The sequence below is a fragment of the Pseudodesulfovibrio sp. zrk46 genome (assembly GCF_012516435.1).
Classification (GTDB): Bacteria; Desulfobacterota; Desulfovibrionia; order Desulfovibrionales; family Desulfovibrionaceae; genus Pseudodesulfovibrio.
On record NZ_CP051216.1, the window covers coordinates 3,048,440 to 3,072,723 of the forward strand.

The 24,284-nt window shown below is 46.2% G+C and carries 20 protein-coding genes and 1 tRNA gene; 11 read left to right on the forward strand and 10 right to left on the reverse strand.

Going from position 1 to position 24,284, the window contains the following annotated elements; all coding sequences use genetic code 11:
* Positions 1-189: 189 nt before the first annotated feature.
* From HFN16_RS13715 to HFN16_RS13760, 10 genes are all read left to right on the forward strand, one after another.
* On the forward strand, positions 190-1,470 hold the full coding sequence (locus HFN16_RS13715; protein ID WP_168891295.1) for a hypothetical protein: 1,281 nt from the start codon (positions 190-192) through the stop codon (positions 1,468-1,470).
* 96 nt (positions 1,471-1,566) lie between these two features.
* Positions 1,567-2,832: an oligosaccharide flippase family protein gene (locus HFN16_RS13720; protein ID WP_168891296.1), complete on the forward strand. Its 1,266-nt coding sequence runs from the start codon at positions 1,567-1,569 to the stop codon at positions 2,830-2,832.
* Positions 2,829-4,118 carry a polysaccharide pyruvyl transferase family protein gene (locus tag HFN16_RS13725; RefSeq protein ID WP_168891297.1) on the forward strand — a complete coding sequence of 430 codons (1,290 nt, stop codon included), beginning with the start codon at positions 2,829-2,831 and terminating at the stop codon, positions 4,116-4,118. The genes HFN16_RS13720 and HFN16_RS13725 overlap by 4 nt, the downstream gene beginning before the upstream one ends.
* A gap of 3 nt (positions 4,119-4,121) precedes the next feature.
* Positions 4,122-5,363: a glycosyltransferase family 4 protein gene (locus HFN16_RS13730; protein WP_168891298.1), complete on the forward strand. Its 1,242-nt coding sequence runs from the start codon at positions 4,122-4,124 to the stop codon at positions 5,361-5,363.
* Between the two features lie 3 nt (positions 5,364-5,366).
* Complete coding sequence (locus HFN16_RS13735) at positions 5,367-5,822, forward strand: serine acetyltransferase (protein WP_168891299.1); 456 nt, start codon at positions 5,367-5,369, stop codon at positions 5,820-5,822.
* Positions 5,809-7,026, forward strand: a complete 1,218-nt coding sequence (locus HFN16_RS13740; protein WP_168891300.1) for an O-antigen ligase family protein — start codon at positions 5,809-5,811, stop codon at positions 7,024-7,026. The genes HFN16_RS13735 and HFN16_RS13740 overlap by 14 nt, the downstream gene beginning before the upstream one ends.
* The gene (locus HFN16_RS13745) at positions 7,010-8,002 is read left to right on the forward strand and encodes a radical SAM protein (protein WP_210772198.1); all 993 of its coding nucleotides are present in this window, start codon (positions 7,010-7,012) and stop codon (positions 8,000-8,002) included. Before HFN16_RS13740 ends, HFN16_RS13745 begins: the two co-directional genes overlap by 17 nt.
* Positions 7,983-9,125, forward strand: coding sequence for a glycosyltransferase family 4 protein (locus HFN16_RS13750; protein ID WP_168891301.1), 1,143 nt, complete (start codon positions 7,983-7,985; stop codon positions 9,123-9,125). Before HFN16_RS13745 ends, HFN16_RS13750 begins: the two co-directional genes overlap by 20 nt.
* A complete protein-coding gene (locus tag HFN16_RS13755; RefSeq protein ID WP_168891302.1) occupies positions 9,085-10,110 on the forward strand; it encodes an acyltransferase family protein in 1,026 nt (341 codons plus the stop codon). The genes HFN16_RS13750 and HFN16_RS13755 overlap by 41 nt, the downstream gene beginning before the upstream one ends.
* 86 nt (positions 10,111-10,196) lie before the next feature.
* Positions 10,197-11,531: a UDP-glucose/GDP-mannose dehydrogenase family protein gene (locus tag HFN16_RS13760; protein ID WP_168891303.1), complete on the forward strand. Its 1,335-nt coding sequence runs from the start codon at positions 10,197-10,199 to the stop codon at positions 11,529-11,531.
* 209 nt (positions 11,532-11,740) lie between these two features.
* Here the strand turns inward: HFN16_RS13760 and HFN16_RS13765 are convergent.
* From HFN16_RS13765 to HFN16_RS18840, 10 genes are all read right to left on the reverse strand, one after another.
* Positions 11,741-11,827 (reverse strand) — tRNA-Leu (locus HFN16_RS13765).
* A gap of 107 nt (positions 11,828-11,934) precedes the next feature.
* Entirely contained in the window at positions 11,935-13,362 is a 1,428-nt protein-coding gene (locus tag HFN16_RS13770) for an amidohydrolase family protein (protein ID WP_168891304.1), read from the reverse strand.
* Between the two features lie 8 nt (positions 13,363-13,370).
* Positions 13,371-14,357 carry a glyceraldehyde 3-phosphate dehydrogenase NAD-binding domain-containing protein gene (locus HFN16_RS13775; protein ID WP_348771049.1) on the reverse strand — a complete coding sequence of 329 codons (987 nt, stop codon included), beginning with the start codon at positions 14,355-14,357 and terminating at the stop codon, positions 13,371-13,373.
* Between the two features lie 126 nt (positions 14,358-14,483).
* Positions 14,484-15,152 (reverse strand): GntR family transcriptional regulator, encoded by a 669-nt coding sequence (locus HFN16_RS13780; RefSeq protein ID WP_168891305.1) that lies wholly within the window; start codon positions 15,150-15,152, stop codon positions 14,484-14,486.
* Between the two features lie 128 nt (positions 15,153-15,280).
* Positions 15,281-16,516 carry a hypothetical protein gene (locus HFN16_RS13785; RefSeq protein ID WP_168891306.1) on the reverse strand — a complete coding sequence of 412 codons (1,236 nt, stop codon included), beginning with the start codon at positions 16,514-16,516 and terminating at the stop codon, positions 15,281-15,283.
* A gap of 55 nt (positions 16,517-16,571) precedes the next feature.
* A complete protein-coding gene (locus tag HFN16_RS13790; protein WP_168891307.1) occupies positions 16,572-17,852 on the reverse strand; it encodes a TRAP transporter large permease in 1,281 nt (426 codons plus the stop codon).
* A 12-nt stretch (positions 17,853-17,864) separates the two neighbouring features.
* Positions 17,865-18,356, reverse strand: coding sequence for a TRAP transporter small permease (locus HFN16_RS13795; protein ID WP_168891308.1), 492 nt, complete (start codon positions 18,354-18,356; stop codon positions 17,865-17,867).
* Between the two features lie 66 nt (positions 18,357-18,422).
* Complete coding sequence (locus tag HFN16_RS13800; protein WP_168891309.1) at positions 18,423-19,418, reverse strand: TRAP transporter substrate-binding protein; 996 nt, start codon at positions 19,416-19,418, stop codon at positions 18,423-18,425.
* 121 nt (positions 19,419-19,539) lie between these two features.
* Complete coding sequence (locus tag HFN16_RS13805; protein WP_210772199.1) at positions 19,540-20,541, reverse strand: D-cysteine desulfhydrase; 1,002 nt, start codon at positions 20,539-20,541, stop codon at positions 19,540-19,542.
* A gap of 18 nt (positions 20,542-20,559) precedes the next feature.
* On the reverse strand, positions 20,560-20,943 hold the full coding sequence (locus HFN16_RS18840) for a RidA family protein (protein WP_210772200.1): 384 nt from the start codon (positions 20,941-20,943) through the stop codon (positions 20,560-20,562).
* 500 nt (positions 20,944-21,443) lie between these two features.
* Here HFN16_RS18840 and HFN16_RS13810 point away from each other — a divergent pair, with 500 nt between their 5' ends.
* The gene (locus HFN16_RS13810; protein WP_168891310.1) at positions 21,444-24,236 is read left to right on the forward strand and encodes a sulfatase-like hydrolase/transferase; all 2,793 of its coding nucleotides are present in this window, start codon (positions 21,444-21,446) and stop codon (positions 24,234-24,236) included.
* Positions 24,237-24,284: the final 48 nt, after the last annotated feature.

Genomic DNA, 24,284 nt, shown 5'->3' on the forward strand with positions numbered 1-24,284 from the left:
TAATCCCGTGGGGCTTATGTCCTTGAGTGGTTCTTCGTACGGTTTGTATAGAAAGTCATTTGGTGAATGGTTGTCATGATGTTTTACCCGTGTGAGTTTGCGGTTGTGCAGAGTTTGAGCACAGGTCTGATTGGATATGATGTTGTTGATATGCTGATGAGCTTATCTGTTTGAAGTGTTGGGGGGAGAATGAATCATTTTAATCTTTTTACGATGAGTTGTCTTATTCTATTAGGCGTCGTGATTTGTTTTGTGCCGGAAGGCCGCGCTAACCCAATTCAACCGGCGTGGAAGTTTCAGCCAAGGAATTTGGATGTTTTTATAAAGCAGTCCAAAATGATTAAAGCTGTGGATCAGGCAGAAGTGGTAATTCGCAATGTTAGGTTTGAGAAAGCGATTATACCTGAGGCAGCCAACAAGTATTCAGGAAATTTTATATACATCAAGAATTGCAAAAATGTTGTTTTAGATGGTGTGATTGCACAGTCGGGAGCAGGGGGCAATTCTGCATATCAAAGTATTTTGATTGAAGATTGTGAGAATGTTACAATTACTAATTGCTTTTTTTCCGGAAAGGTCAAGCGCGCACATCTCCGCATTGAGGGGTGCAGAAATGTTGAAGTGAGCAATGTTGAAGTGAGCGGCGTCTCTCTCGAGGGAAGTGTTGTTGGTAGTGGGATTGGCGTTTGGATCAATAACGGTAGTCCCAAGTCTGAATTTGATCCGAAGCGAGGCATGTATAGCGTGGCTCCTCTAGACTTGGAGACTTTTACCCTCAGGGATAGTTATTTTCACGATGCCAATTTGAAAAGTGACAATTTTTTGAACATTGATGCCGTATTGATTCACTCTGGGAGTAACGGTTCTGTGGAGAATTGTTATTTCGAGAACTGGAATGGTGGCGATTCTGCATTGGATATATCGCATAGGCGAAAAGATAATAAATATGCAAATAAAAAGATATTCGTGAAAGATTGTAAATTTGTGAATTGTAAATATGTCAAGGTAAATGGGCATAGTCGGTCAAGTAATAAGATTGTATTTTCTAGAAATGTGTTTGTTAACACCCCACTCCAATTTTATCATAATGGGTATGAAGTGGTTTTTGCGAATGATATTTTTGCCTATAAGAATGAGAAAGGACGAGGATTCTTCGTGCAGTTGCTTGGCATGAGTGGTGGAAAGGTCTTATTCAGATCATGTTTGATGTATGCGAACGCTTTGCACAGCTTTGTTGCTCAGAGCGGAAAATATCAAAGTGAAGATTATAAAGGATTGTTCTCTGAAGAGAGTTTGTTTGTCATAGAAAGCAACGTGAGAGCAGTCAGTTCTAAAAATGGGGAAAACATTTCTTCCATGAATGACATTGGAAATGGTTTTATTTTTAGCCGTAACATTGATGAAGGTGTGAAGTCTTTGGTTGTAGACGGCTTGATTGGTAGGAAGGCGATTGAGGAATTGCTGCGATGAAGATGATGGGCATGGTTCAGTAGTAAAAGGGGGGGCTGCTATTGCACTGTGGTGCACGGCGCTTGGCTATGTAAAGGGTTATTTATGAGAATTAGAATGCCATCAGTGTTTTGGAGTTACGCTCATGTCCTTTTGGGGTCTGCTGCGGGCAGAGCCCTGTCATTTGTGAATATTGTAGTGTGCTCCAAGCTTCTCTCTGTGGTTGATTTCGGCTTTTATACGATCTGTTTGGCTGTGTTGAATGTGGCATGGCAGATTTCGCAGTGCTTTGACATTTCATATATCAAGTTTGCTAAAGTCGCAGGGGGCGAAGAGCAGAAGAGTGCTATTCTTGAATCGAATTTGCGTTTGAAAAAGTACTATATAGCCTTTATTTTGGCTGTTAGCTATCCTGTCGCTTACTGCTATGGGCGATACTATCTTGAATCGTCGGGAATTATCGTAGCACTATCACTCAGCGCTTGCGCTGGAGCTTTTCTCGTTTATAGCAGGACGTTGGCTGCCGTATATCAAGAGAAAGAGCGATTTGGCCTTTATTCTATCATCGGTTTTGCTCACCCTTTTCTTGTCTTCATCAGTCTTGTGGGTTGCTATTTGTTTTGGACAGATATGTCTTTGCTGAGCATCATATCTATCTACTTGGCTGGCGCTGTCGTGTCTATGGCTGTAAGTGTTTATTATTTAAGGCGAAAAGTGGCCGTCAAAAGCGGGGGAGTTTCTGGTGGTTCTTTTCGCGAGGTTTTGGCTTTAAGCAAGTGGGTTTTAGGCGTCACCTTGGTTTACTATGTTTATCAGCGAGTCGATGTTCTACTGATAGGCCGTATAGTCGGCTTTGAGGAGTTGGGACAATACTCGGTTGCAGCTCAAATTGCCCTTGTATTTTCTTTGTTTACAGGATCAGTTAGCGGCATCTTTTTGCCTAAATCCATGCTTGCTGTACAATCGATACAGGCATTCCGTAAATATCTGGAAGAGGCTTTTGCGCCGATCATGTTGATATTGACTGGCTTGATATGCTTTTATTTCTTATGCCCATATGTTGTCGAAATTGGTTTTGGAGTTTCTTATACTTCCAGCATTTCTGCGATAAAAATTCTCACTATAGGTTGGTGTTTTCAGGTCGTTTATTTGCCATTTCAGTACTTGTTCTATGCTTTGAATCAACCTCGATTACGGTTTTTACTGGAAATAATGAAACTTGGTACCGCAGTGGGCCTTTTACAGGTGCTGACGCCTAGATACGGTATTGACGGTGCAGCCAGCTCTATTTCCATAGCATTTTTCTTGAATTTCATAATAGCAAGTTTTGTTTCTATTTATTCAATTATTCAGCACGCGAAAGTCGTCCAGGAGGAAAGATGAAAGTTTTAATTCCAGAGAATATCCCTGCACATAATAAAGGTGAAGAGGCTATTCTACGTGGTATTTTAAGCACATTTGGTGATATCGAAGTGGAGAAGCTCTATTTATATTCGACATCTCCCGATTATGACCAAAAAATATATGGAAGCCCTGTTGAGGTGGTGACAGATACGCTTATCCCATATGCGCGTACTACGAAGTGGGTAAAGATAAAACATCTGTTGGGGCAGCTTCCGAAACACTTACTATACATGATATTGCGGAAGATTAATAAAAACCTTCCATCAAAGATTTTCAAAAGCAAGCTTTTTAAGGCGTATGACGATGTCGATTGCGTCATTTGTGCTCACGACAATGCGTACGCCATTATGCACAATGCGTTGATTCTGTTTTGTAATTTTATCAACGTGCCTGTCATTGTATATGGAACTAGTCTGAAGTCATTTGTGTACCAACGCCCCTTAGCAAAAGCTGCCTTCAAAATGGGATTAGAGCGAGTCAACTTGGCTACGACCCGTGAAGCATTAAGCTACAGTATCGTGCGGGACAAACTGGAAATCAAGAATGCAAATATCCATCTCACCGCGGATAAGGCTTTCCTGGTTTCTCCAGATGATGCCAGCGTTGGTCGTGCCGTATTGGAGAAGCATGGTTTAGACGTTGACAAGGATGTGATTGTGGGGGCGACACTTGTCAATAAGACTGATGTCTTTCATGGTTGTTTAAAGTCCATATCCGACGAGTCTGAAAAAATGGCTGCCCGTGTGAGTATTTACGCTCAGTATTTTGATCATATCGTTGAGAAGTGTGGTGCAAAGATAGCGTTTTTCCCTCATTCGATAGGTCCCAAGGAATTTCACGATGATCGTGTGATGGCCAAGAGGGTATTGGAGGCGTGCAAACATAAAGATCAAATGGTTTCTATTGAGGATGATTTAAATGTTAGCACACTTAAATCTATGCAATTGCATTGTGCTTTTTTTACAGGCGAAAGGACCCATTCGTGCATCGGAGCAGCTTCCGTCTTAACCCCATTTCTTTCTTTGACCTATGAGGATGACCATAGAACTTGGGGTATACTGGGGGAGATGGTTGGCGCAAAAGAATGGATCTACAATATCAGCAAGATGGAGAGAGAGACCCTGAATTCAGCGTTCGATAATGCATGGGAAAGCAAGAAGAGAATCGTTGAGCATTTGGAAGAGAGGATTCCGCAGGTCGTAGATAATTCCATGATGAATGGGCGGCATTTGAAAAAACTTCTTTCGGAATACGGTTTGGGTTAAACGATGAGAATTGCATTGTGCAACCACCGCTACTTCATCAGTGGTGGCCCCGAAAAGTACCTTTTCAAATTCAAGGCTCTGGCTGAAGAGCGCGGTAATACCGTGATGCCGATTTCGGTGCATAGCCCAGAGAATGAGAAGTGTGAATATGAGGATTATTTTTTCACATCCGCTTCAAAGAGCGGAGATGCTTACTTTAATCCAGATGATAAATCCATCGCGACGTTAGCCAAGTCCATTACAAGGCATTTCTATTCGTATGAGGTGTACAATAAGACACGGCGTTTTGTTGAAGAGCAAAAGCCTGATGTCGCGTATGTGCTTCATTATCTTAATAAGATATCCCCAGCAATTATAGACTCCTTTATTAATAACGATGTCCCCTGCGTGGTGAGGGTTTCGGATTTCGGTTCAATATGTCCGCAAGCTCATCTGTATGCACATGGAAAAATATGCGAGGAGTGTATAGAACGTGGTTACCATAGATGCATCGCGAATAGGTGTGTCAAAGGGTCCTTGGCGGCAAGCTCGGTAAAAGTCTTTGCGTACTACTTTAACCTGTTGCTTCGGCATCGGCATCGGATTTCTGCTTTCATTTTTCCGTCTTTGTTCACTATGGAGAAATATATTAGATGCGGTTTCCCTGCCGAAAAGTGTTACCATGTGCCGACAATGGTTGAAAGTCTGGCAGATGAGCCTGCGATCTCGAATTCGCCAGACTGCATTCTTTATGTCGGTCGGTTTGTGCAAGAGAAGGGAGTACATCACTTACTTGAAGCATATGCAGGCTGCAAAAGTGGAACGCTCCCCCTTTGTCTAGTGGGGTATATGGGGAAAACGAACTATGAAGTCAGTTTGAAGCGTGACTATGGATCAATTGCGACATTCAAGGATTTTACTTCAGGTGAAGAATTGAATGAAATGTATGCAAACGCTTCGTTCGTGGTAGTGCCGTCAGTTTGGTATGATAACCAGCCCAATGTGTTGCTTGAGGCTGCATTGCGGTCGAAAATGGTTGTTGTGCCGAGGCATGGTTGTTTTACAGATTTGGTTGAGGATGGTGTGACAGGGCTTTTTTACAATCCTGACGATGTTGTAGATTTGTCTAAAAAAATTTTTTGGGCAAGCAACAACGCTGATGCTGTAAGGGCTATGGGGGTAAATGCTTCGAAAAGAGTGCGTGAACTCCATTCGAGTGAGTCACATTTTTATCGTGTGATGGACATATTCAACAGTGTGAGATGAGTGTTGCTGTTATTTCTGCATAAAATACAACATTTATTGTATACATACAAAGTCCCATTGATCCCTAAATTGATCAAAGGGGGGATTTTTTTGATTTTTGGATGCGTCTTGCCTCCTCAGGTTGTGATCGGATCTGGGACGCGGTTGTGGCATCATGGCTTGGGTATTATTTTGCATCCAGGAGTGATTATTGGAAAGAATTGCAATATTTATAATCATGTTCTTTTGGGAGGTGGGCATGATGGCCCCGATGGCCCACCTGTAAAAATAATAGTAGAAGATAATGTAAATATTGGATCAGGAGCTCGAATTCTTTGTAAAAATTCTCCTTTGGTGCTGAGAGAGGGGACAACTGTAGCTGCAAATGCTGTGGTTATGTTTGACACCGTCAAAGGAGAGGTGGTTGCAGGGGTCCCTGCTACTCATGTTAAGGTAAAGAGTCGATATGCAGATGGATAATAGGGCCGTATTTATATTTCTATCTGTACTTTTTGTACGTATCGCATTTGAAGGACCTTTGTATTCCCTTTATGGATGGGGAATCTCTCGTTATTTATCAATTTTTTTTAGTGCTTTTGTTTTTTTGTTTAGTGTCTACCAGCAGATTAAGTCTGACGGAAAACTATTTGTGTTTCCAATTGGCTTTTTTGTTTTGTTTTTGTTCTTTTCTACTCTGTCTGTGTACGGATCAATAGACTATATGTCTTTCTTGTTAATGCTTTTAAAGGTTACAACAACAATTTTGTTGTACATTCTTGGATTTAACATAGTTAAGTCTTACAATGGTTCTTTTAATCTTCTTAAGTTGTTTTCGACATTTTCCATCCCTATTGTTGTATTTGGATATTATCAGTACTTTACCGGATCTGCAAATCTGTTTTCTAATTATTGGGGGCAGAGCTATTTTAGAATGCTTTCGACATTCTTCCATCCGAATCAATATGCATATTTCTTGGCAATATTGTTTATTGTCGTATCTATATTGATACTTAAGAAGCATCGTGTTTTTTTTAATTTTGTTTATTTGGGGTTAGTGGGGGGGGCGGTGGTTCTAACCTATTCTCGCTCTGTTTTATTTGCATTAGCGTTTGCAGTCTTGGTTTGGTCTACATTCCACAAGCCTTTGAGGAAGTATGCGATATTGATGGTAGCCCTTGTCGGACTGGCCTTAGGTTCTGTCATTGTTGAAGGGATGGACGATATCATCAACAAAAGACCTGGACAGGTTAATAGCGTTGATTTCAGGGTTTCTGTGACTAAAGAACTCACTGATACTGTTCTAAATGAAAGGCCTTTGCTAGGTTTTGGCTTGGGTAGTTCGGCAGAAGTTGTCAGGACCAAAACCAGATGGGGAGATTTACCTCCGCATAACGACTACATCCGTATACTAGTAGAAACAGGTTTAGTTGGTTTGTTTTTTTATACCATATATGTGTTGCGTGTTGTTCTAGCTTTTTTGCGTGATCGAAGGAAATTGTCTGTTGATATGTTCCTTTTGACTTTCTATATCGTTTTTATTTTTCAATGCGTTGTTATGGTTTCCACCAACCATTTGGGGAATATTTCGACGATGGGCGTAGGTTATTTTATAATGGGCGTTCTGTATAAAACATCTCTTCTGGATTGTAAGCAAAAGGAGCAACTGAATGAATATGCCACCTGAAGCATTGTTGGCTGTAACATATAAATGTAACGCGAAATGTCACATGTGTAATACATGGCAATATCCAACAAAAAATAGTGAAGAGGTGTCGCCTACCGATCTCGAAAAGTTGCCTGGAGGTTTTAGATTTGCAAATGTTACAGGCGGTGAACCTTTTTTGCGGTCTGATATTGAGGATATAATTGAGGTCGTTCTTACAAAGACAGATCGTTTGGTTGTTAGCACTAATGGTTATTACACAGACAAAATTCTTGCTGCAGCAGATCGGTTTTTTCCTAGAATGGGCGTTCGTATCAGTATTGAAGGGCTGCCTACTGCGAATGACGAACTTCGGGGGCTAAAGGATGGGTTCGATCATGGGCTCCGTTCATTGTTGGGGCTGAGGCAGATGGGGCTTGAAGACATCGGTTTTGGAACTACAGTTTCCGATAGGAATGCGAAAGATATGGTTGAACTATACGAACTCGCTGAAGCTATGGGATTGGAGTTTGCGACTGCGGCGATGCACAATACTTATTACTTTCATAAATTCGACAATTCTTTTGAAGATATCGAAATGATATCAGACCAGTTCAAAGTCGTCGCCAAGCGATTGTTGAAAACCAATCGTCCCAAGAATTGGTTCAGGGCATATTTTAACTATGGTCTGGCAAACTATGTTCGTGGTAATGCCCGTCTTCTTCCTTGTGAAGTTGGATCGGACTTGTTCTTTATGGATCCGTTTGGCGAGATTCGTCCTTGCAACGGGATGGAAGAAAGCATGGGGAACATCAGGAATAAGAGTTTTGAGGAGATTTGGAATAGCCCTGAAGCTCGATCGGTTAGGGATAAGGTCAGCAAATGTGATAAGCAATGTTGGATGGTGGGGAGTGCGGCTCCTGCGATGAAAAAGGATCTTGCAACTCCTGCAAAGTGGGTAGTGAAAAACAAGATCAAAACCCTTCTGGGGAAAGAAATTGACTGGTGCTTTAAATAGTATGCGTATCGCAGTCCTTGGCCTCCGCAGCATCGGAGGGGAGTGCTCAGGCGGTATTGAGCGTCATGTGCAGGAATTATCCACTCGGATGGTGGAACGAGGGCATGACGTAACTGTCTTTTGCCGATCAAAGTACAATGACCTTGGTAGTGACTTCGTCGGCATTCATTTGAAGAATCGTCCAGCCGTTTATAGCAAACACCTTGAAGCGATAACCCACACCGTCGCCACGATGCCATCGGTGCTTTTCGGGTATGATATCGTCCACATCCACGCTACAGGGCCTTCCTTGCTGTCGTGGATACCTCGGTTGGCCGGTATGGCTACGATCGTGACGGTGCATGGTCTTGACCACCTCAGAGCCAAATGGGGCGGTATGGCGAGCTTGGTGCTTAAGGCAGGAGCGTGGACTTCAGCCCATTGTCCATCGAAAACTATTGTGGTGTCTAATGTGTTGAGAGAGCACTACCTATCAAAATACGGGCGGCAAGCTGTGTATATTCCAAATGGTATTGCTGAACCGACATCAAGACCGCTGGAACGGTTGAAAAGGTTTGGACTGGAGTCCGGTCGTTATATTTTGTCACTGGGACGATTGGTTCCAGAAAAGGGAATTCATTATCTTATTAAGGCGTTCCGAAGTCTTGATACTGATTTGCGCCTTGCCATTGTCGGTGAAGATAGTTTGAGCGGCGGGTATCTTGCTAGGTTGAAAGAGCTTGCGGGGAATGATGAAAGGATTGTTTTTACTGGCCCGCTTTTCGATATGGATAAAGATGAAGCCTTTTCCAATGCCAAGTTGTTTTGTATCCCTTCAGATTTGGAAGGTATGCCTATCGCCATGCTTGAAGCCATGAGCTATGGTTGTCCGACTCTGTCGAGTGACATCCAGGAGTGCCTAGAGGTGTATTCTGGACAGGAAGGGCAGATTGGCTATGCTTTCCGACAGGGGGATGCCTCTGACCTGTCGGGTAAATTGAATATATTGATAAGCTCTGGAAACCTTGGCCACATAGGGAAATCCGGGCGCGACTTCGTTTTATCAGAATACAATTGGGATGATATCACCTCGAAGACTTTAGATGTATATAGCCAAGCGTGCCGAATCAACCAATCTAAATAGTGGAGAGTTGAAGTCAATGAGTGGGAGGGTCTCAGAAGTAGATGCCGCCAAAGGGGTGGCGATTATTTTGGTCGTGATAGGTCATATTGTCTCGGGACACCCCCCGTCTGGGCATGAATGGTATACTATTCTCAAGAACCATATATATATGTTTCACATGTCTGTGTTTATGTTTCTCTGTGGAATTACTTTCCATTATTCGTTGGGTGACGATTTTTGCTCTCGTTCAATAGCCTTTTTTTATAGAAAGAAGTGCATCCGGTTACTTCCCCCATATTTCTTTTTTCTTTTTGTTATTTTCTTGGGAAAAGTTATGGCGTCGCACTACATACATGTTGATAACGTTCCATCAGGTATGCTGGATTTGCTGTGGATATTGCTATATCCGATTGGTTCTTATTCCGATTATCTGTGGTTTATCTATGTTCTATTCTTGTATTATTTGTCGATCCCCTTTGCAGTAAAATTCGGTTTGAGTCCCTATATGATATTGTTTATTGGGGTTGTCTTTCAACTTTTTGATTTTGATTTGAAAATTTTCGCTCTTGATTACTATTTTAGATTCTTCTTCTTTTTTGTCTTTGGGTGGATTTTAGCAAAAGACATTAATACGTTTATTGATATATTTGATCGAAACAAGTTGTATGTATACTCGTTGGTTGCTGTCGCGGTGTATTTGGGTGATATGGAGCATTCATTCTTTGTTTCTACCCTAGCTCTATTTCCATGCCTACTTGTTGGGCGGCTTCATTTTCAATGGCGTGTGTACGTGGAGTACATAGGCAAAAATTCCTTTCCTATTTATTTGATGAATACAATATCGATCGGGCTTGCAAAGGCTTTTCTCTTTCAGCTCGTTCCATGGCATGGGGGGTGGTTTTTTATGTATTTCGCCATTCTCACCGTTGTTGGTGTAGTATTGCCAATAATTGTGCGTAATTTGGCCGTGCGAATCATGCCTTCTGTGCGGTTTGTTTTTGGATGAGCATAACTGAAACTATCATCTTTACTTTTTTGCATGGTGATAGTTGTTAATTTGTATCACACTGAAGATTATATGGAGGTGGTACCATGAACGTATGCATCGTTGGTACCGGTTATGTCGGTTTGGTCTCTGCTGCCTGTTTCGCAGAAATGGGAAACACAATTTATTGTGTGGACGTCAATCCAATGATCGTGGAAGCTTTAGCGAGTGGTAAAGTCCATATTTATGAGCCCGGTTTGGAAGATCTGGTTATACGGAACTCAAAACAGGGACGTTTGAACTTCACAACGAAATTAGGCGAAGGGTTGGATCAATGCGAAGTTGTTTTTATTACTGTGGGTACCCCTTGTGAAGAAGACGGTTCTTGCGATCTTAGTTATGTTGATGCTGTGGCCCGCGATATTGGTCAAAAGATGAAGACACCTCTAATTGTGGTGGATAAATCCACTGTGCCCGTCGGCACTGCGGATCGGGTACGCTCACTCATTGCAGAAGAACTGAATAATCGTGGTGAGTCAATTCAGTTTGATGTAGTCTCGAATCCTGAATTTCTTAAAGAGGGCGATGCTGTTAGTGATTTCATGAAGCCTGACCGCGTAGTCGTAGGTACTGAAGACGATAATTCCGCTAAAGTGCTTAAGACTCTCTACTCACCGTTTGCCCGTAGTCGTGAGAAGCTGATTGTCATGGGGGTTCGTTCTGCCGAAATGACTAAATATGCAGCTAACTGCATGCTCGCTACAAAGATATCTTTCATCAATGAGATCGCAAATATTTGCGAGCGAGTAGGAGCAGATGTTACTGAGGTGCGTAAAGGGATCGGTGCCGACTCCCGTATCGGGTATAGCTTTATTTATCCTGGTGCTGGGTATGGTGGGTCATGTTTCCCCAAGGACGTGAAAGCGCTTATCAATACTGCCAGCGAGTATGATTTCGACGCCCAGCTTATTCGTTCTGTCGATGAAGTAAACAATCGCCAAAAGAGTGTGTTGGCTGATAAAATAATCGGTTACTTTGAAGATAAGGGGGGCGTTGAAGGTAAGACGCTGGCCTTGTGGGGGATCGCGTTTAAAGCCAACACCGATGACATTCGTGAAGCGTCTTCAATTGCCGTTATCAAAGAATTGACTGCTCGTGGAATGGTTGTCCAAGCCTTTGATCCTATTGCTCATGAACGGGCTGGTGAAGAACTTGCTGATAATCCAAATGTGCGCATTATGGCGTCTGAGTATGAAGCTCTAAAGGGCGCTGACGTTATGGCTGTTATTACTGAATGGAATCAGTTCCGTAACCCTGACTTTGACCGAATTCAGACGTTGCTTGCTGAGCCTGCGATTTTTGATGGACGTAATTTGTATTCGCCTAACGACATGAAAGAGAGAGGCTTTACTTATTACTCCATTGGTCGGCAGGTTGTGTAGGCTGGCTCAGATAGAATTGATAAGGCCGCCTGGTAGATCTCCAGGTGGCCTTTTGTGTGCTTATTCGTATAGATTGAATTTATGGATTGTATAGATCTTGTCATTTTTGGGCGTGTGCACGTTAGTTTGAAAAGGTTGTACAGGAGTTGTACAAACTGCATAAAAAGCAAAAAGGACTTTTGAGATATTCTCAAAAGTCCTTTGATTTCTGGTACCTGGGACGAGATTTGAACTCGTACGCCCCGAAGAGCAAGGGATTTTAAGTCCCTGGTGTCTACCAATTCCACCACCCAGGCAAGGTGGAGGTTAATATCGCGTCCTGTTGTGAAGAGTCAAGTAACTAATATGTTGAAATTCTTCTCTTCGGTAAATCGTGGGTCAGCTATGATTGGTGGTAGCAAGCTCAATCAGATAGAGTCCGCAAAAAAGGTTTCTCGGATAGGTCGGTCGTTTGAATTTTGTTGAATCCCTTTGCTCGAAGCTGCTGTTGCCCTTTGTCTGTGGTTAAAACCGTTGTCCCATGTCCATGAATGACCCCGTCTTGCATAATTATGCGGCCTTTCCCCAGTGTCATTTTGGGCTGCAGAGTATTCAAGCAAAGGATGCTTATATCCGCATCAGCTCCTTCTGCTAGGTGTCCCTTGTTAGAAAGTCCTAACATCTGGGCCGGGGCGGTCGATACTTTGTGGATATATTCTTGGATGTTGAATACCTCGGCACGAACTAGAGCCAAACCTTTTTCTACTTGATCGTTACGCGGAATTCCTCCGCCATCGGTGCTGATAGCGTTTATGATGAATGCTCCATTTTTGCCTTTGGCAGAGGCTAGTCGAATGCGGGTAGCAGGAGGGTTTATAGCAAAGCTTACAGCAACTGATTGTTTGAGTTGATGTCGCTCTTCCCAAAATTCTAAACCGGATTGCGCGTCGAGTTGGATGATGGTTCCGCCAATGGGGGCATTCACTTGGCACCAGCCGTCCTTAATTGCATCGCGCATCCCCTGAGTTGATTGTTCATACCCTCTGATCGCAAGAGCGGCTTGGGTGCCAGTGCTCTCAGGTTTTCCTCCTGTGCAGCGTCCACTCAGCCCGTTTATACGGGCAAGATAAGACTCTGACTGGATGTTAGGGTTCTGTTCCAAGATGCGTAATGCTTCTTCGGCTTCTTCTTCTGCTGGAAGGATGTTTCCTCTGCAATAGCTGTTTATATGAGCTAGGTGTAGTCGTTTTCCAGAGGCGAGCTCGGCGGCTTCCTTGAGTCCGTCTAGATTGCTGCCAGTAGCTAGTGTGCCCGCATGAAAGGCCATATAGGCTCCATGCTCATGAGCCGTTGTAAATACTGTTTCTGTGCCCTCTGGAGTAAGGGGGAAGTGTCCTCCCAGAACCTTGAAACCTATGCCGCCTGCATTGAGTGTATTATCAAGCAGTTTTTCGATTTCATCCCTTTGGGGATTGGTGTTACGGATGGTTTCACCTGGCTTAACTGTTTGTAAGAAAGCCATGTTTAGGCCGCACCCATAGTCATGGGCGATTGAGAGAGTGTCATCAATAGGGCCGCCTAGATCGACTGCCGTTACGACTCCGGCCTTTGCTAACATGCGATGAGCTAATGGACCGCCGTAAGCTGAAGAGGCGTGCATATGACAGTCGATGATGCCAGGGGCAACAATTAGTCCTTCTGCGTCGATGATTTCAAGGGCGTTGGCTGTGATTGTTTTGCCAATCTCGGCGATGAAACCATCTTGGTCTACAGCGATGTCGTATATTCCTTTTCGATCATTCGCGGGGTCGACGAGAAATCCATTTTTAATGATGAATGCATACTGTTTCATGAGGCATCCTATGATTTCATATGGAAAGATAGAGTGTGCAATAGGCGGAGGAGTTGGTTGCAAAAACTTGCTTCGTTATCATACCAGGCGACGAGTCTTAGCTGCGTTTCATCGGTGATTAACGTTAGCTCTTCATCTACGATAGAGCCAAACGTTGTCCCGGTGTAATCCGATGAAACAAGTGGATTCTTGCAATACCCTAAACAATCGTCTGCTCCCTTGATTAATATTGCTCTGAGTTCATCCGTTGTGGTTGGTTTTTTTAATTCGCAGACAAGATCAATTAGAGCAGAATTCGCTGTCGGAACACGATAGGATATTCCATGCAGTTTTCCTTTTAATGAAGGTATCACACGAGCGACTGTCTTATGGGCGCCGACAGGGGTGGGAACAATATTCATGGCACAGGCGCGTGCCCGTCTGAGATCTTTGTGGCTTCCATCCAGTATGCGTTGACGCAGGGTGTATGGGTGAATTGTTGTCATGCTTCCATGAATGATACCGAAGTCGTGCTCAATGTGTTGTATGGGAAGGGCTAGGCAATTCGTTGTACATGAAGCATTGGAAATGATTGCATGATGATCTTTAATTGAATTGTGATTGACCCCCATAACGACGGTGATGTCAGCATCGTCTGCAGGTGCAGCAATGACCACTTTGGTTGCGCCTCTTTGGAGGTGGTGCTCGGTATATTCTCTTGTTGTGAATATACCGGTAGATTCTACTACGACATCCACGTTAAGGGCTTTCCAATCCCATTCCGATGGTTGTTGTCGTATGTATCGCACTTGGGAATCATTCAGTAGAAATCTGTCGGAATCATATGAGGTGACAGCCTGAAAAGGCCCGTGAACTGAGTCGTATCTAAGTAAATGAGTCGCCTCGTCAATTGACATGATGTCGTTGACAGCGACCAGTTGTATGGATTTGTCTTTGGCGAGAAGACGAGCCAGATAGCGCCCGACTCTCCCAAAACCATTGATTGCTATGCGCATTGGGATCGGTTTTTTCTTGATAGGTCCCCACAAAAGAAGGCTGGCTTGAGTGGGAGATACGCAAGTATCTTCAGAATGCTCTTCTATGAGGACGGAGGGTGTTTGAAGATCTAATCTAAGGCTAGTTTAGTCATGGTGTACATCGACGCCATATTTGGACATGCGTTCACCAGAGTCTATGTAATGCTTTCGAATAGCCTTTTCGACTTTAGTAGGCTTCTGAGTTTTCAAAGCTTCCAATATCATGAGGTGACGTTCATGCACCTGTGGCGGCGCATAAAGATTGATCCAGTATTTGTATAGCAGGAACTTGGAGATCCCCTGACATGAGCGGCGGCACAATTCAATCAGAAGCTCATTGTCAATACGGGAAAAGAGAACGTTGTGGAATGCATTATCAAGTTCGGCTAGTGAATCGATGGCTTCGCCGGATTCGGCAACCTGACGCATGCCCTCTACGATTTGTTCAAGTTTGTGGATATCCTCTTCGGAGTAGAGCGGGAGTGCTTCCGTAACCGCTGCTGCTTCAAGTACGCCACCAGTAAAGTAGCTGTCTTTGATTTGCTTTGCCGTGAGGGCTGCGACATGCTTACCCTTTTGCGGTTCTGAAGTTATAAGGCCTTCACGGGCGAGAATTTGCATGGCTTCACGGATTGGAGCGCGGCTGATTCCGAGTTTTTCGGACAAAACCACTTCCTTCACCTGATCACCGGGCGAGAGTTTACCCTCAAGGATGGATTGCTTGACGTATTCAGCGACCTGTTCGCTGTAGGTGAGCTTCTTGATGCCGCTCATAGATTCTCCGATGCTGAAAGGGTCTCGAGTTTCGGTGATAAGTGTTCCGGTCAATGGTGTCATATGAATACAGTTATATCTAATGGTTGTCGAGGATGATCCGCTTTATGAAATACACATAAGCTTGGTTAAGCTTTAAAGAGGAAAGCGTGTTCTGATTCGTCAAAGGCGTAACGATCTTCAAGTTGAGCCATGGCCTTATCTGCATTGGATGCCAGTTCTGGCAGTGCATTGGATATGACGTTTAAGTAGCAGGAGGCATCTTCAGGCATGAAAGAGGGGATCTTCCATTCTTTAATGTAAGATTGCGTTACGGCCATGGAGAGTACTGCGCTGGTGCCGGGCATTATCCCTCCACCGCCTACGCGGTCGTGCATATGGGAACTCATGAAGGTTACCCCCCCCGCATCTTGGCTAACGATGAGGGCTAGTTCGGCGATGAGCTTTACTTTTTCTGCAGAAGTCTTTGACTTTGAAAACTGTTCGCCGATGTTCATGATGCGTTTGCCGAGATCTTGCTCCGCCGCTTTTAGCTCTCCCGTGTGGCGGGGGTATGCAGCATCGGAGTTGAGAGATGGCAGACCTGTGTTTTCTACTCCAGAAAGCAGAGCTTGGTAGACATATTGGTTGTCCGTTTCGGAATTAATACGAACCCACATGTTGTGTTCCTTGAGGTCCTTGCACAGTGCAGGGACGTATGCCTTGCTCTCCAACACGATGGTGGGCAGTCGATCCATTCCAAGGGTATTCATGGTGTGCCCTTTGTCGCCAAGAGCAATGTTGCCTTCCAAATCTTCGTCCGGACCGACACCGCCTTCGTTGGCATTGGCAAGAGCTAGAACGGAAACAGGGACATCATTGATCAACAAACGTGCACCAATGCAGCCACCAATCTTACTTGGCATGTCTTCGTTTCCACGAACGATATCTTCGGGGTATTTTTGGTGAAATGTATCCATTACAGCCAGGCAACACGCAGCTTGAAGGGCTACTGGGGCTTCGAGTACGCCCTGGCCGTAAACGCGACCGAAAACACGAAAGGCGGTAGATTGACTGTAAGCAGCATCAAGACCGATTGCTGAGGCCATGAATGCTGCCTCGTGCGGAGTGAAACCTCGTCGTGCTGTGGCACTGCCGGTCCCGCCTCCCTTGGTGGTTACGGTTACTTTGCCAGTGGAGGTGTCGACTGAAGCTGCAGCGATGGTGGTGTCAGCAGGGTATGCCTTTTTCAAAATTTCTATGGCAACCGCGAATCCGGCGGAATCATCCTGAACGAAACCGCAGTGGCTGTGTACGTGCCCCACACCTGCATGGCCGGAAATACCGATGATACTTTTCCCGTTGGGATTTGCTTGAATATTCATGAAATTCTCCGGACCGCCCGCTGCCGGAGGTTTGCAGCGGGCGGCCTCAGTCTGATTAGATCCCCGGGAGCCAGAGGGCCATGGGCGGGAAGAAGACGATGACAAGCAGCGCCAGAATCATGGTGAACAGGAACGGAAGGACAGCTGCACTGAGCTTTTCAATGCTGATGCCGCCGATGCTGCAACCCACGAATAGATTCACGCCGACCGGAGGAGTCAGGAACCCCATGGATGCGCACACGATCATGACGATACCGAAGTGGATCGGGTTCATGCCGAGCACCTTGACCACGGGCAGGAGGAGAGGAGTCAGGATGAGGATGTTAGCAAGAGCGTCCATGAAGGTGCCCATGATCAAGAGGAAGACCAAGATAATGGGAATGAGGACATACTTGTTGTCGGAGATGCCCACGAGGAAGTTCACGAGCATGTCAGGTACATTGTAGAAGAGCAGGATCTGACCAAGGGCGGTAGCCGTGGCAACCACCAGGAAGATGGAAGCGGTGGTCAGGGCTGTGCCCTTGAATATTTCGGTCACCTTTTGCCAGGACAGGGTGCGCAGGACCAAGCCTTCGGCGACAAAGGCGTACAGGACTGCGATAACGCCTGCCTCGGTGGGGGTGGTGAGACCTCCGTAGATGCCGCCGAGAACGATGAGCGGAACCATTAAGGCGACGATAGAGTCCTTGAGGGCGATCATGATTTCCTTGAAGGAGGCGCGTTCACCGGTGCCGGTGTAGCCGTATTTCTTGGAAAGAACATAGCTGCATGCCATCAGGCACAGGCCCACGAACACACCGGGAATGACGCCTGCGATGAACAGGTCGCCGACTGATACGCCCGCGGTGGTACCATAAATGATCAGCGGGACGCTGGGCGGGATCATGACGCCCAAGCAACCGGCAGCGGTGTTGACGGCAGTGGCGAAGGAGCCGGAGTACCCTTCTTTTTTCATGGAGGGGACCATGATGCCGCCGACTGCGGCCACGGTGGCCGGAGCAGAACCAGACAGGGCACCGTAAAACATGGAGGTCAGGACCGAGATGTGGGCCATGCCGCCGGTGATGTGGCCGACGAGGCTTTTGGACACGGTCAGCAGGCGTTGCGCCATGCTGCCTTTCTGCATGATCTCACCCGCCATGATGAAGAACGGGACAGCCATGAGAGGGAAGACATCCAGGGACGTGACCATTTTCTGAATCAGGAACTCGAAGGGCAGCATGTCGCCAGCCCAGACGCCGACAATGACGCTCAACCCGATGGCGATGCCGATGGGCACGCTCAGGAAGAGAAACGAGGCGAGCGAAAGGAAGGTAAGGACTATTGCGGTATCCATTTATATGTACCTCTAATTGCAAGACGGGGTTTCGAAGTCTACTTCGCCCCGCAGAATGGAAAGAATACGCTGAACAGTGCGGATGGCCATGAGGCCCATGCCGACGGGGACACTGAGGAATACCCAGTACATCTGGATTTCAAGGGCAGGTGTCTTCTGACCGGTGCCAGCCAGGAAGTCAGCCATCTGGAAGCCCCAGAGGGTGGTGCAGGCACAGAAACCTACGGTGCAGATGTAGGCCGCGATGGTGACGTATTTGGCGACAGTGGGGCCGAATACGGTGCGACAGATGGTTACTTCCAGGTGCCTGTCTTTCTGAGTTGCGTAGCTGCAGCCCACATAGACAGACCAGATGAAGAGGTAGCGTGCCAGTTCTTCGGACCAGTCCAGAGAACTCTGCAGGACGTATCGCATGAAGACCTGAACGGCGATGATCACGGCCATGCCTGCGAGACAGGAGGACGAGATAATCCCTTCGACTTTATCGAGAAAATTTTTACTCATGGCGCTCACGTTGTGGTTGGAAGGAGGCCGCCGGGGGAGAGGAGTCCCGGCGGCCAACTCATATGTTTACTTGCCAGCGGCGATGGTTGCCTTGGCGCGTTCGATCAGGTCCTTGCCGATGCGCTTTTCGAACTGGGAGTAGACACCCTTGGTGGCTTCTGCCCAACGAGCACGCTCTTCGGGGGTGAGAGTGTACACGGTCACGCCCTTGTCAGCGAGCTTGGCCATGATTTCCTTCTCGCCGTCACGGATGAGCTTGCGCTCGTACAGCTTAGCTTCTTCGAAGGCCTCAAGAACGATGACCTTGTCGGTGTCGTTCAGGGAATCCAGGAAACGCTTAGACATCATGACGAGGTGCGGAGAGTACAGGGAGTTAACAATGGTCAGGTTGTTGTTAACTTCAGGGAAGTTGTTGTGCCATGCGAGGTTCAGGTCGATGTCGATACCATCAACAGTCTTCTGCTGCAGGGCTGTGTAAACTTCACCCCAGGAGATGGGAGTGGGGTTCATACCCAGAGCCTTCAGGGTGGCGATGTGAGCTTTGGAAGGGGTGGAGCGGATCTTCAGGCCCTTGGCGTCGGCCAGGGTCTTGACGGTGCGCTGGTTGTTCCAGAGGTTACGGAAACCGATTTCGATGTAGCCGAGGCCGATGATACCGGTCTTTTCCAGTGCCTTAGCAGCGGTCATGCCGATAGGGCCGTCGGTGATCAGGTCTGCGGATTCGTAGGTGGGGAACAGGAAGGGCAGGTCAAAGATCAGAAAGTCATCGGAAAAAGGAGCCAGGTTCGGTGTGGAAGCGGAACCCATCTGCAGCATATTGAACTGCAGGCCCTGCACAACGGCATCGAAGTTGCCAAATTTTGAGCTGTCGTAAATATCTACACGGAACTTGCCGTCGGTACGAGTCTCAACGAGTTCCTTGAATTTTTCAAAAGCCTGTCCCATGGGGTGCTGAGGGACGTTGGGGTGGGCGAGCTTGATGACGGTCGGACCAGCGATCGCGGTGGTGGACATGATCACAACTGCGACAAGAGCGATCAGAAGTTGAGTGAAACGAGACATGGATTTTTCTCCTCCTTTGAGGAAGCAGTTCTTATTGGGACTGCTTCACATTACATAACCATTTTGCCTTGAGCCATTATTGAAAGGCCCGTACCAGCAAATGGCACGGGCCTATGATTGATTAGCCGCGGAAGGTATCCAGGTACGCGTAAAGAGCGGGGGAGCCGCCGGTATGCAGGAACAGAACGTTCGAACCTTCGGGGAAGTGTCCCTTGCGGACGAGGTCTACGAGACCGGCCATTGCCTTACCGGAGTATACGGGATCGAGCAGGATGCCTTCGGTGGAAGCGAGCAACTTAACTGCTTCAACCATGGAGTCGGTCGGCAGGGAGTAACCGGGGCCAACATAGCCATCGAAGCATTCAACAGCTTCAGCGGGGATGCTGCCTTTTACGCCAACGCGCTCAGCTGTTTCAACAGCAAGCTTGTGAACGATTTCTTCCTGAACTTCCTTGGTACGGGAAACGTTCACGCCGGAAACTGGGATGTTGGCGTTGCAGCCAACCATGCCGACAACGATACCAGCGTGGGTTCCAGCGGATCCGGAAGGAACGACCATGTGGTCGATGTTCAGGCCCATTTCGAAGAGCTGCTGGAGGGTTTCTTCGGCGCAGGAAACGTAACCGGTGGCACCGATGGTGTTGGAGGCGCCGCCGGGAATGATGTAGGGTTTCTTGCCTTCAGCTTCAAGCTTTTCAGCCAGCTTTTTCATTTCGCCCATCATGTCGGAACCTCCAGGGACCACATCGATGGACTTAACGCCCATGAGCTGGAACAGGAAGTTGTTGCCAGAACCTTCGGGCTTGTAGCTTCCTTTCACGCGCTCTTCCAGAACCAGGTGGCAATCCATGCCTTCTTTAACGGCCCAGGAGAGTGTCAGGCGGCAGTGGTTAGACTGGACGGCTCCGCAGGTGATGATGGTGTCGGCACCCTGCTCCAGAGCATCGGCGATGCAAAAGTCGAGCTTGCGGGTCTTGTTGCCACCAGCGCAACCGGGGAGCAGGTCATCACGTTTAATGAAGATGTTTACCTTTCCACCAAGAGCCTTGGAGAAAGCCGGAGCTGCTTCAATAGCAGTGGGGGTTTTGACGTAGCCGCGACGGGGAAATTTAGCGAGATTCATACAACTCTCCTCAGAAAGTTATTTAAGGTTGATGATGCATTCCACTTCGATGTCCGAGCCTAAGGGCAGGGCTGCCACCTGAAAGGCGCTACGGGCAGGGAAGGGCTTATTGAAGTATTCACCGTACACTTCGTTAACTGCAGCAAAATCGGCGATGTCAGCGAGGTAAACGGTAGTCTTGACGGCATTGTCGAGGGATGTGCCTGCTTCTTCAGCAACAGCAGTCAGGTTTTTGAATACCTGGTGCGCACGATCTGCGACACTGCCTTCCACCATTTTGCCAGTGGCGGGATCAATAGGCAGAGCGCCGGAGGTGAAGAGTAGGTCGCCGGTTACCACGCCCTGAGAGTAGGGCCCGATGGCTGCTGGGGCTTTGGGAGTTTCGATGATTTGCTTGGTCATCTGTTTTGGTCTCCAGTTTGGATGTCGGTTTTGTTGAAATGCCGAATGTCAAATGTCGACATTTAAAAACATGAGTATCGTCTACCGATGAAAAATGAAGCTGTCAACTGAATTGTGCGAGATTTCACAAAAGAGCGGAGGCGGTGAGCTTTAACTGCCCAAAATGATTTGTATACTTGCGGGTCGATTTTTCGTGTCGTCAGGTTGAAGTCGTTTTGGGGTAGTCGTTACGACAAAACTATATGGCTTGCTTCTTGCTTCTGCTCCGCTCGTGATGGCGTAGTATGCAGGTTTGACCATGTTTATTCGATATTGCGTACAGAGAGTTTGTGTCATGGCATGGTTCATAAATGCACAAGATATGCTGTTACAATTACCTTCTTAAGTTTTCATTTCAATTATGAAATGTGTGGGAGATGTGGGAATATAGGTTCGCAAATATTAAATATAATCAGTGTATTGAAAGTGTGTTCTCTGGTCTTTAATCAGGTAGGTTCGCCATGGGTTATGTTAAAAAAAGAAGAAACATTATCTGGCTATGTGTCGATGGTCTGCGTGCTGACAGTTTGCAGTCGGCTGGCAATAATAAAGTAGAGAGACACTTTATTGACGATGTGGCCAGTCGGGGAGCATTTTTCCCCAATTGTATAGCTGCAGCACAGTCTACGATATCCTCCTCAGCTTCTTTTTTTACTTCCATGACTCCTGAGATGTGTCGTCAGCCGACTCAGACTGCCAATTGTATTCCTCAGTTTCATCCAGATGCCGTAACTATTGCTGATATTCTCAAAGCACATGGATACAGCACCTTTCGGTGGAACGACATGGACACTTACTCATGCCACGCAAAGACTGGTTTTGATCATTATGAAGCTGGATACTTTGGCTTGAGATCAACGCCGAATCTGAGCTTTGACGCAGAGAAGCGTGATGATTTTTTGCAGAAGTTCAAAGAGTGCTCCGAAAGCAAGTTCATCTATATGCATTTACTCCATCTTCACGAGTATGGGGGAGAATCTGCGAGGGTTTGGACAGGGCAAAAATACTTGCATCATGTCAGGGAAGTTGCGGACGAGGTTGCTGGAATCGTCGATAAGCTTGGCGTTTGCGATGATGACATACTCATGATCCATTCAGACCATGGTGTTACTCTTAATCAGGATTTTGTTGAGTTTGAAGAACGTCACGGAGGTACGTTCGCTGAAGGGCGTATTCGTGTCTTCAGTGTGTTCAAGTGCGATGGCATCGAGCCTTCGGTTTACCCTGGTGTGGTTGGTAATATTGATTTGGCTCCGACATTGCTTGAGATGGTTGGGATTGACCAGATGAAGGGCCTCGGTAAGAGCCTATTGCCAGTTATTACTGATGGAGCCGAGCGAGGGGGGCCAATTTTGGCCTGCTGGACGAGTAAGCCAACACACCCTCTTCATGTTATAGGAGGAGAATGTCCCTCTTTTCTCGACAGCGTTTGTCTGCGTGATGATGATTGGAAATACACTGTATTTCGAAATGGCGAGAAGACCTTAATAGACCTACGTCCAGGCGCGGAAGATCTGGTAGATGTTAAGTCTGAGCATCCCGATCTTGTTGAGAAGTATGAAAAGCTCTACAAAGAAATGTACTTGGACCTCCCTGAGACGCCTCATGAACTCTATCAGCAGACAGGGCAGACCTTTTTTAGATCAGACATTGTTCCTGAGACATCATTCCTTATGCCGGTACACACGGCTTCTGTGAATTTACGTAAGTCTATTCTGTCATTGATTGATCAGCTCGGATATTTTGAGATTTTGGTTCTCGATGGAGATGAAAGTGGTGGCGTTGCAGAACTCATGGAAGAGTATTCTGATGATCACCGTATTCGTCATATTCCTGTTTATGGAATTGAACTGGGTAAGATGCTGAATGATGGTTTGGCTAAAAGTCGCGGTAAGTACATCGCGACTGTTTCCGCTGAATATCGATATACTGAGCATTACCTCTACATATTGCTGAATGCTTTGAAGTCTTCGACCTCATCTGATTTTTGCTATGCCGATGCGTATCAGTTTTATAAGGACCCGAGGAAAACAGACTACAATTATATCGGTCCTTATCATTTCTATTTCAGAAATGCGAAAAATCAGGGTGGTGTCGGAAGTCATCGATATTTGGGCTTACGTTCTCATTCATCAATGATAGGGGCGGGATATGTTGGAGATGTTGCACTTTTTACCAGAGAGTTAATTGAAGCTGTTGGTGGTTTTGATGAGTCTGGAGATTCGATTAAGTCAACTTGGGCGAAAATGGGAAGGCATACCGACTGTGTGAATATTCCAGTGCCTTTGCTCCTGTCTGATGGCTTGTTATCGCGACCAACGTTTGGTCTGCCAAGTCCTGCCTCGCATCACAAAAAAATATCCGTTGTTTTGTGTGGTGATGATCCTTCATTGTTCTGGCCTACTTTGGAGTCCCTGCAGAATCAAAGTGAAACGAACTTTGAAGTTGTCATGGCTGCGACTCAGAAACAGTTAGCTACAGTCTCTAGCTTAGCAGAGCGCTTCTTTACAATGGAGATGCAACTTTGCGTTGTCGATGAAACTGCAAGCTTGGATTATAAGTGTAATGTGCTGACTTCGAAGGCTAAAGGGAAATTCCTTACATGGTGCCAAGCTGGTACTTTGTTGCCTAGTTCATATCTTGAAGAGCTTGTCGCTGCCATAGATGCTAATCCTGAATCGTCTTTTGTCAATGCAAGTCGAATGCTGACAGGAGATGGTAACAAGAAGCAAATCATTACTGCTCACGATGTACTTCTTAAAGACGTTTGGATGAGTCCTCAGTCGATTTGGGGAATCTTGTATCGCCGAAGGCTTCACGACGAAATAGGTCTGTTTGACGCAAAAGTTGGTTCTGCAGGAATGTGGGACATGGTCATGCGTATCGTTGAAACAGGCCGAGGGGTTCCTGTTCCAAATGCAATTTTGATGCAGTCTTCTTTGCATATGGATGTTTCGATCGAACAAAGTGATTCAATGAGTCTTTACAAAGAGGCCGTAAATAGGATGGGAGGCCTGATAGATTTAGGGATGATTAATAACGACCTGTTCTCTGAATCGAGGGAAGAGGATTACTTGGAGCCAGTTCTCGCTCGTTTTGTTGAGCTACTGAAGGTCGCCCCCTTCCTTATGGAATTGAATGTACCGGTGATTTTCAATGGCGTGCAGCTAGATATTAAATCTGAAAGACAAACAGCACCACCATCTACCAATAGGGCTTCGCCGGGCCATGAAACTGCAAAATCTAGTAATTGATTTGTGTTGGAATGGTGTGAGTGTTGTTGTGTCGCAATAGGAATGACT

What these genes read in the sequence shown, in the direction of transcription:
- HFN16_RS13715 (WP_168891295.1), top strand. Translation starts at nt 190, where the DNA reads ATGAATCATTTTAATCTTTTTACGATGAGTTGTCTTATTCTATTAGGC.
- HFN16_RS13720 (WP_168891296.1), top strand. Translation starts at nt 1,567, where the DNA reads ATGCCATCAGTGTTTTGGAGTTACGCTCATGTCCTTTTGGGGTCTGCT.
- HFN16_RS13725 (WP_168891297.1), top strand. Translation starts at nt 2,829, where the DNA reads ATGAAAGTTTTAATTCCAGAGAATATCCCTGCACATAATAAAGGTGAA.
- HFN16_RS13730 (WP_168891298.1), top strand. Translation starts at nt 4,122, where the DNA reads ATGAGAATTGCATTGTGCAACCACCGCTACTTCATCAGTGGTGGCCCC.
- HFN16_RS13740 (WP_168891300.1), top strand. Translation starts at nt 5,809, where the DNA reads ATGCAGATGGATAATAGGGCCGTATTTATATTTCTATCTGTACTTTTT.
- HFN16_RS13745 (WP_210772198.1), top strand. Translation starts at nt 7,010, where the DNA reads ATGAATATGCCACCTGAAGCATTGTTGGCTGTAACATATAAATGTAAC.
- HFN16_RS13755 (WP_168891302.1), top strand. Translation starts at nt 9,085, where the DNA reads ATGTATATAGCCAAGCGTGCCGAATCAACCAATCTAAATAGTGGAGAG.
- HFN16_RS13760 (WP_168891303.1), top strand. Translation starts at nt 10,197, where the DNA reads ATGAACGTATGCATCGTTGGTACCGGTTATGTCGGTTTGGTCTCTGCT.
- HFN16_RS13770 (WP_168891304.1), bottom strand. Translation starts at nt 13,362, where the DNA reads ATGAAACAGTATGCATTCATCATTAAAAATGGATTTCTCGTCGACCCC.
- HFN16_RS13775 (WP_348771049.1), bottom strand. Translation starts at nt 14,357, where the DNA reads ATGCGCATAGCAATCAATGGTTTTGGGAGAGTCGGGCGCTATCTGGCT.
- HFN16_RS13780 (WP_168891305.1), bottom strand. Translation starts at nt 15,152, where the DNA reads ATGAGCGGCATCAAGAAGCTCACCTACAGCGAACAGGTCGCTGAATAC.
- HFN16_RS13785 (WP_168891306.1), bottom strand. Translation starts at nt 16,516, where the DNA reads ATGAATATTCAAGCAAATCCCAACGGGAAAAGTATCATCGGTATTTCC.
- HFN16_RS13790 (WP_168891307.1), bottom strand. Translation starts at nt 17,852, where the DNA reads ATGGATACCGCAATAGTCCTTACCTTCCTTTCGCTCGCCTCGTTTCTC.
- HFN16_RS13795 (WP_168891308.1), bottom strand. Translation starts at nt 18,356, where the DNA reads ATGAGTAAAAATTTTCTCGATAAAGTCGAAGGGATTATCTCGTCCTCC.
- HFN16_RS13800 (WP_168891309.1), bottom strand. Translation starts at nt 19,418, where the DNA reads ATGTCTCGTTTCACTCAACTTCTGATCGCTCTTGTCGCAGTTGTGATC.
- HFN16_RS13805 (WP_210772199.1), bottom strand. Translation starts at nt 20,541, where the DNA reads ATGAATCTCGCTAAATTTCCCCGTCGCGGCTACGTCAAAACCCCCACT.
- HFN16_RS18840 (WP_210772200.1), bottom strand. Translation starts at nt 20,943, where the DNA reads ATGACCAAGCAAATCATCGAAACTCCCAAAGCCCCAGCAGCCATCGGG.
- HFN16_RS13810 (WP_168891310.1), top strand. Translation starts at nt 21,444, where the DNA reads ATGGGTTATGTTAAAAAAAGAAGAAACATTATCTGGCTATGTGTCGAT.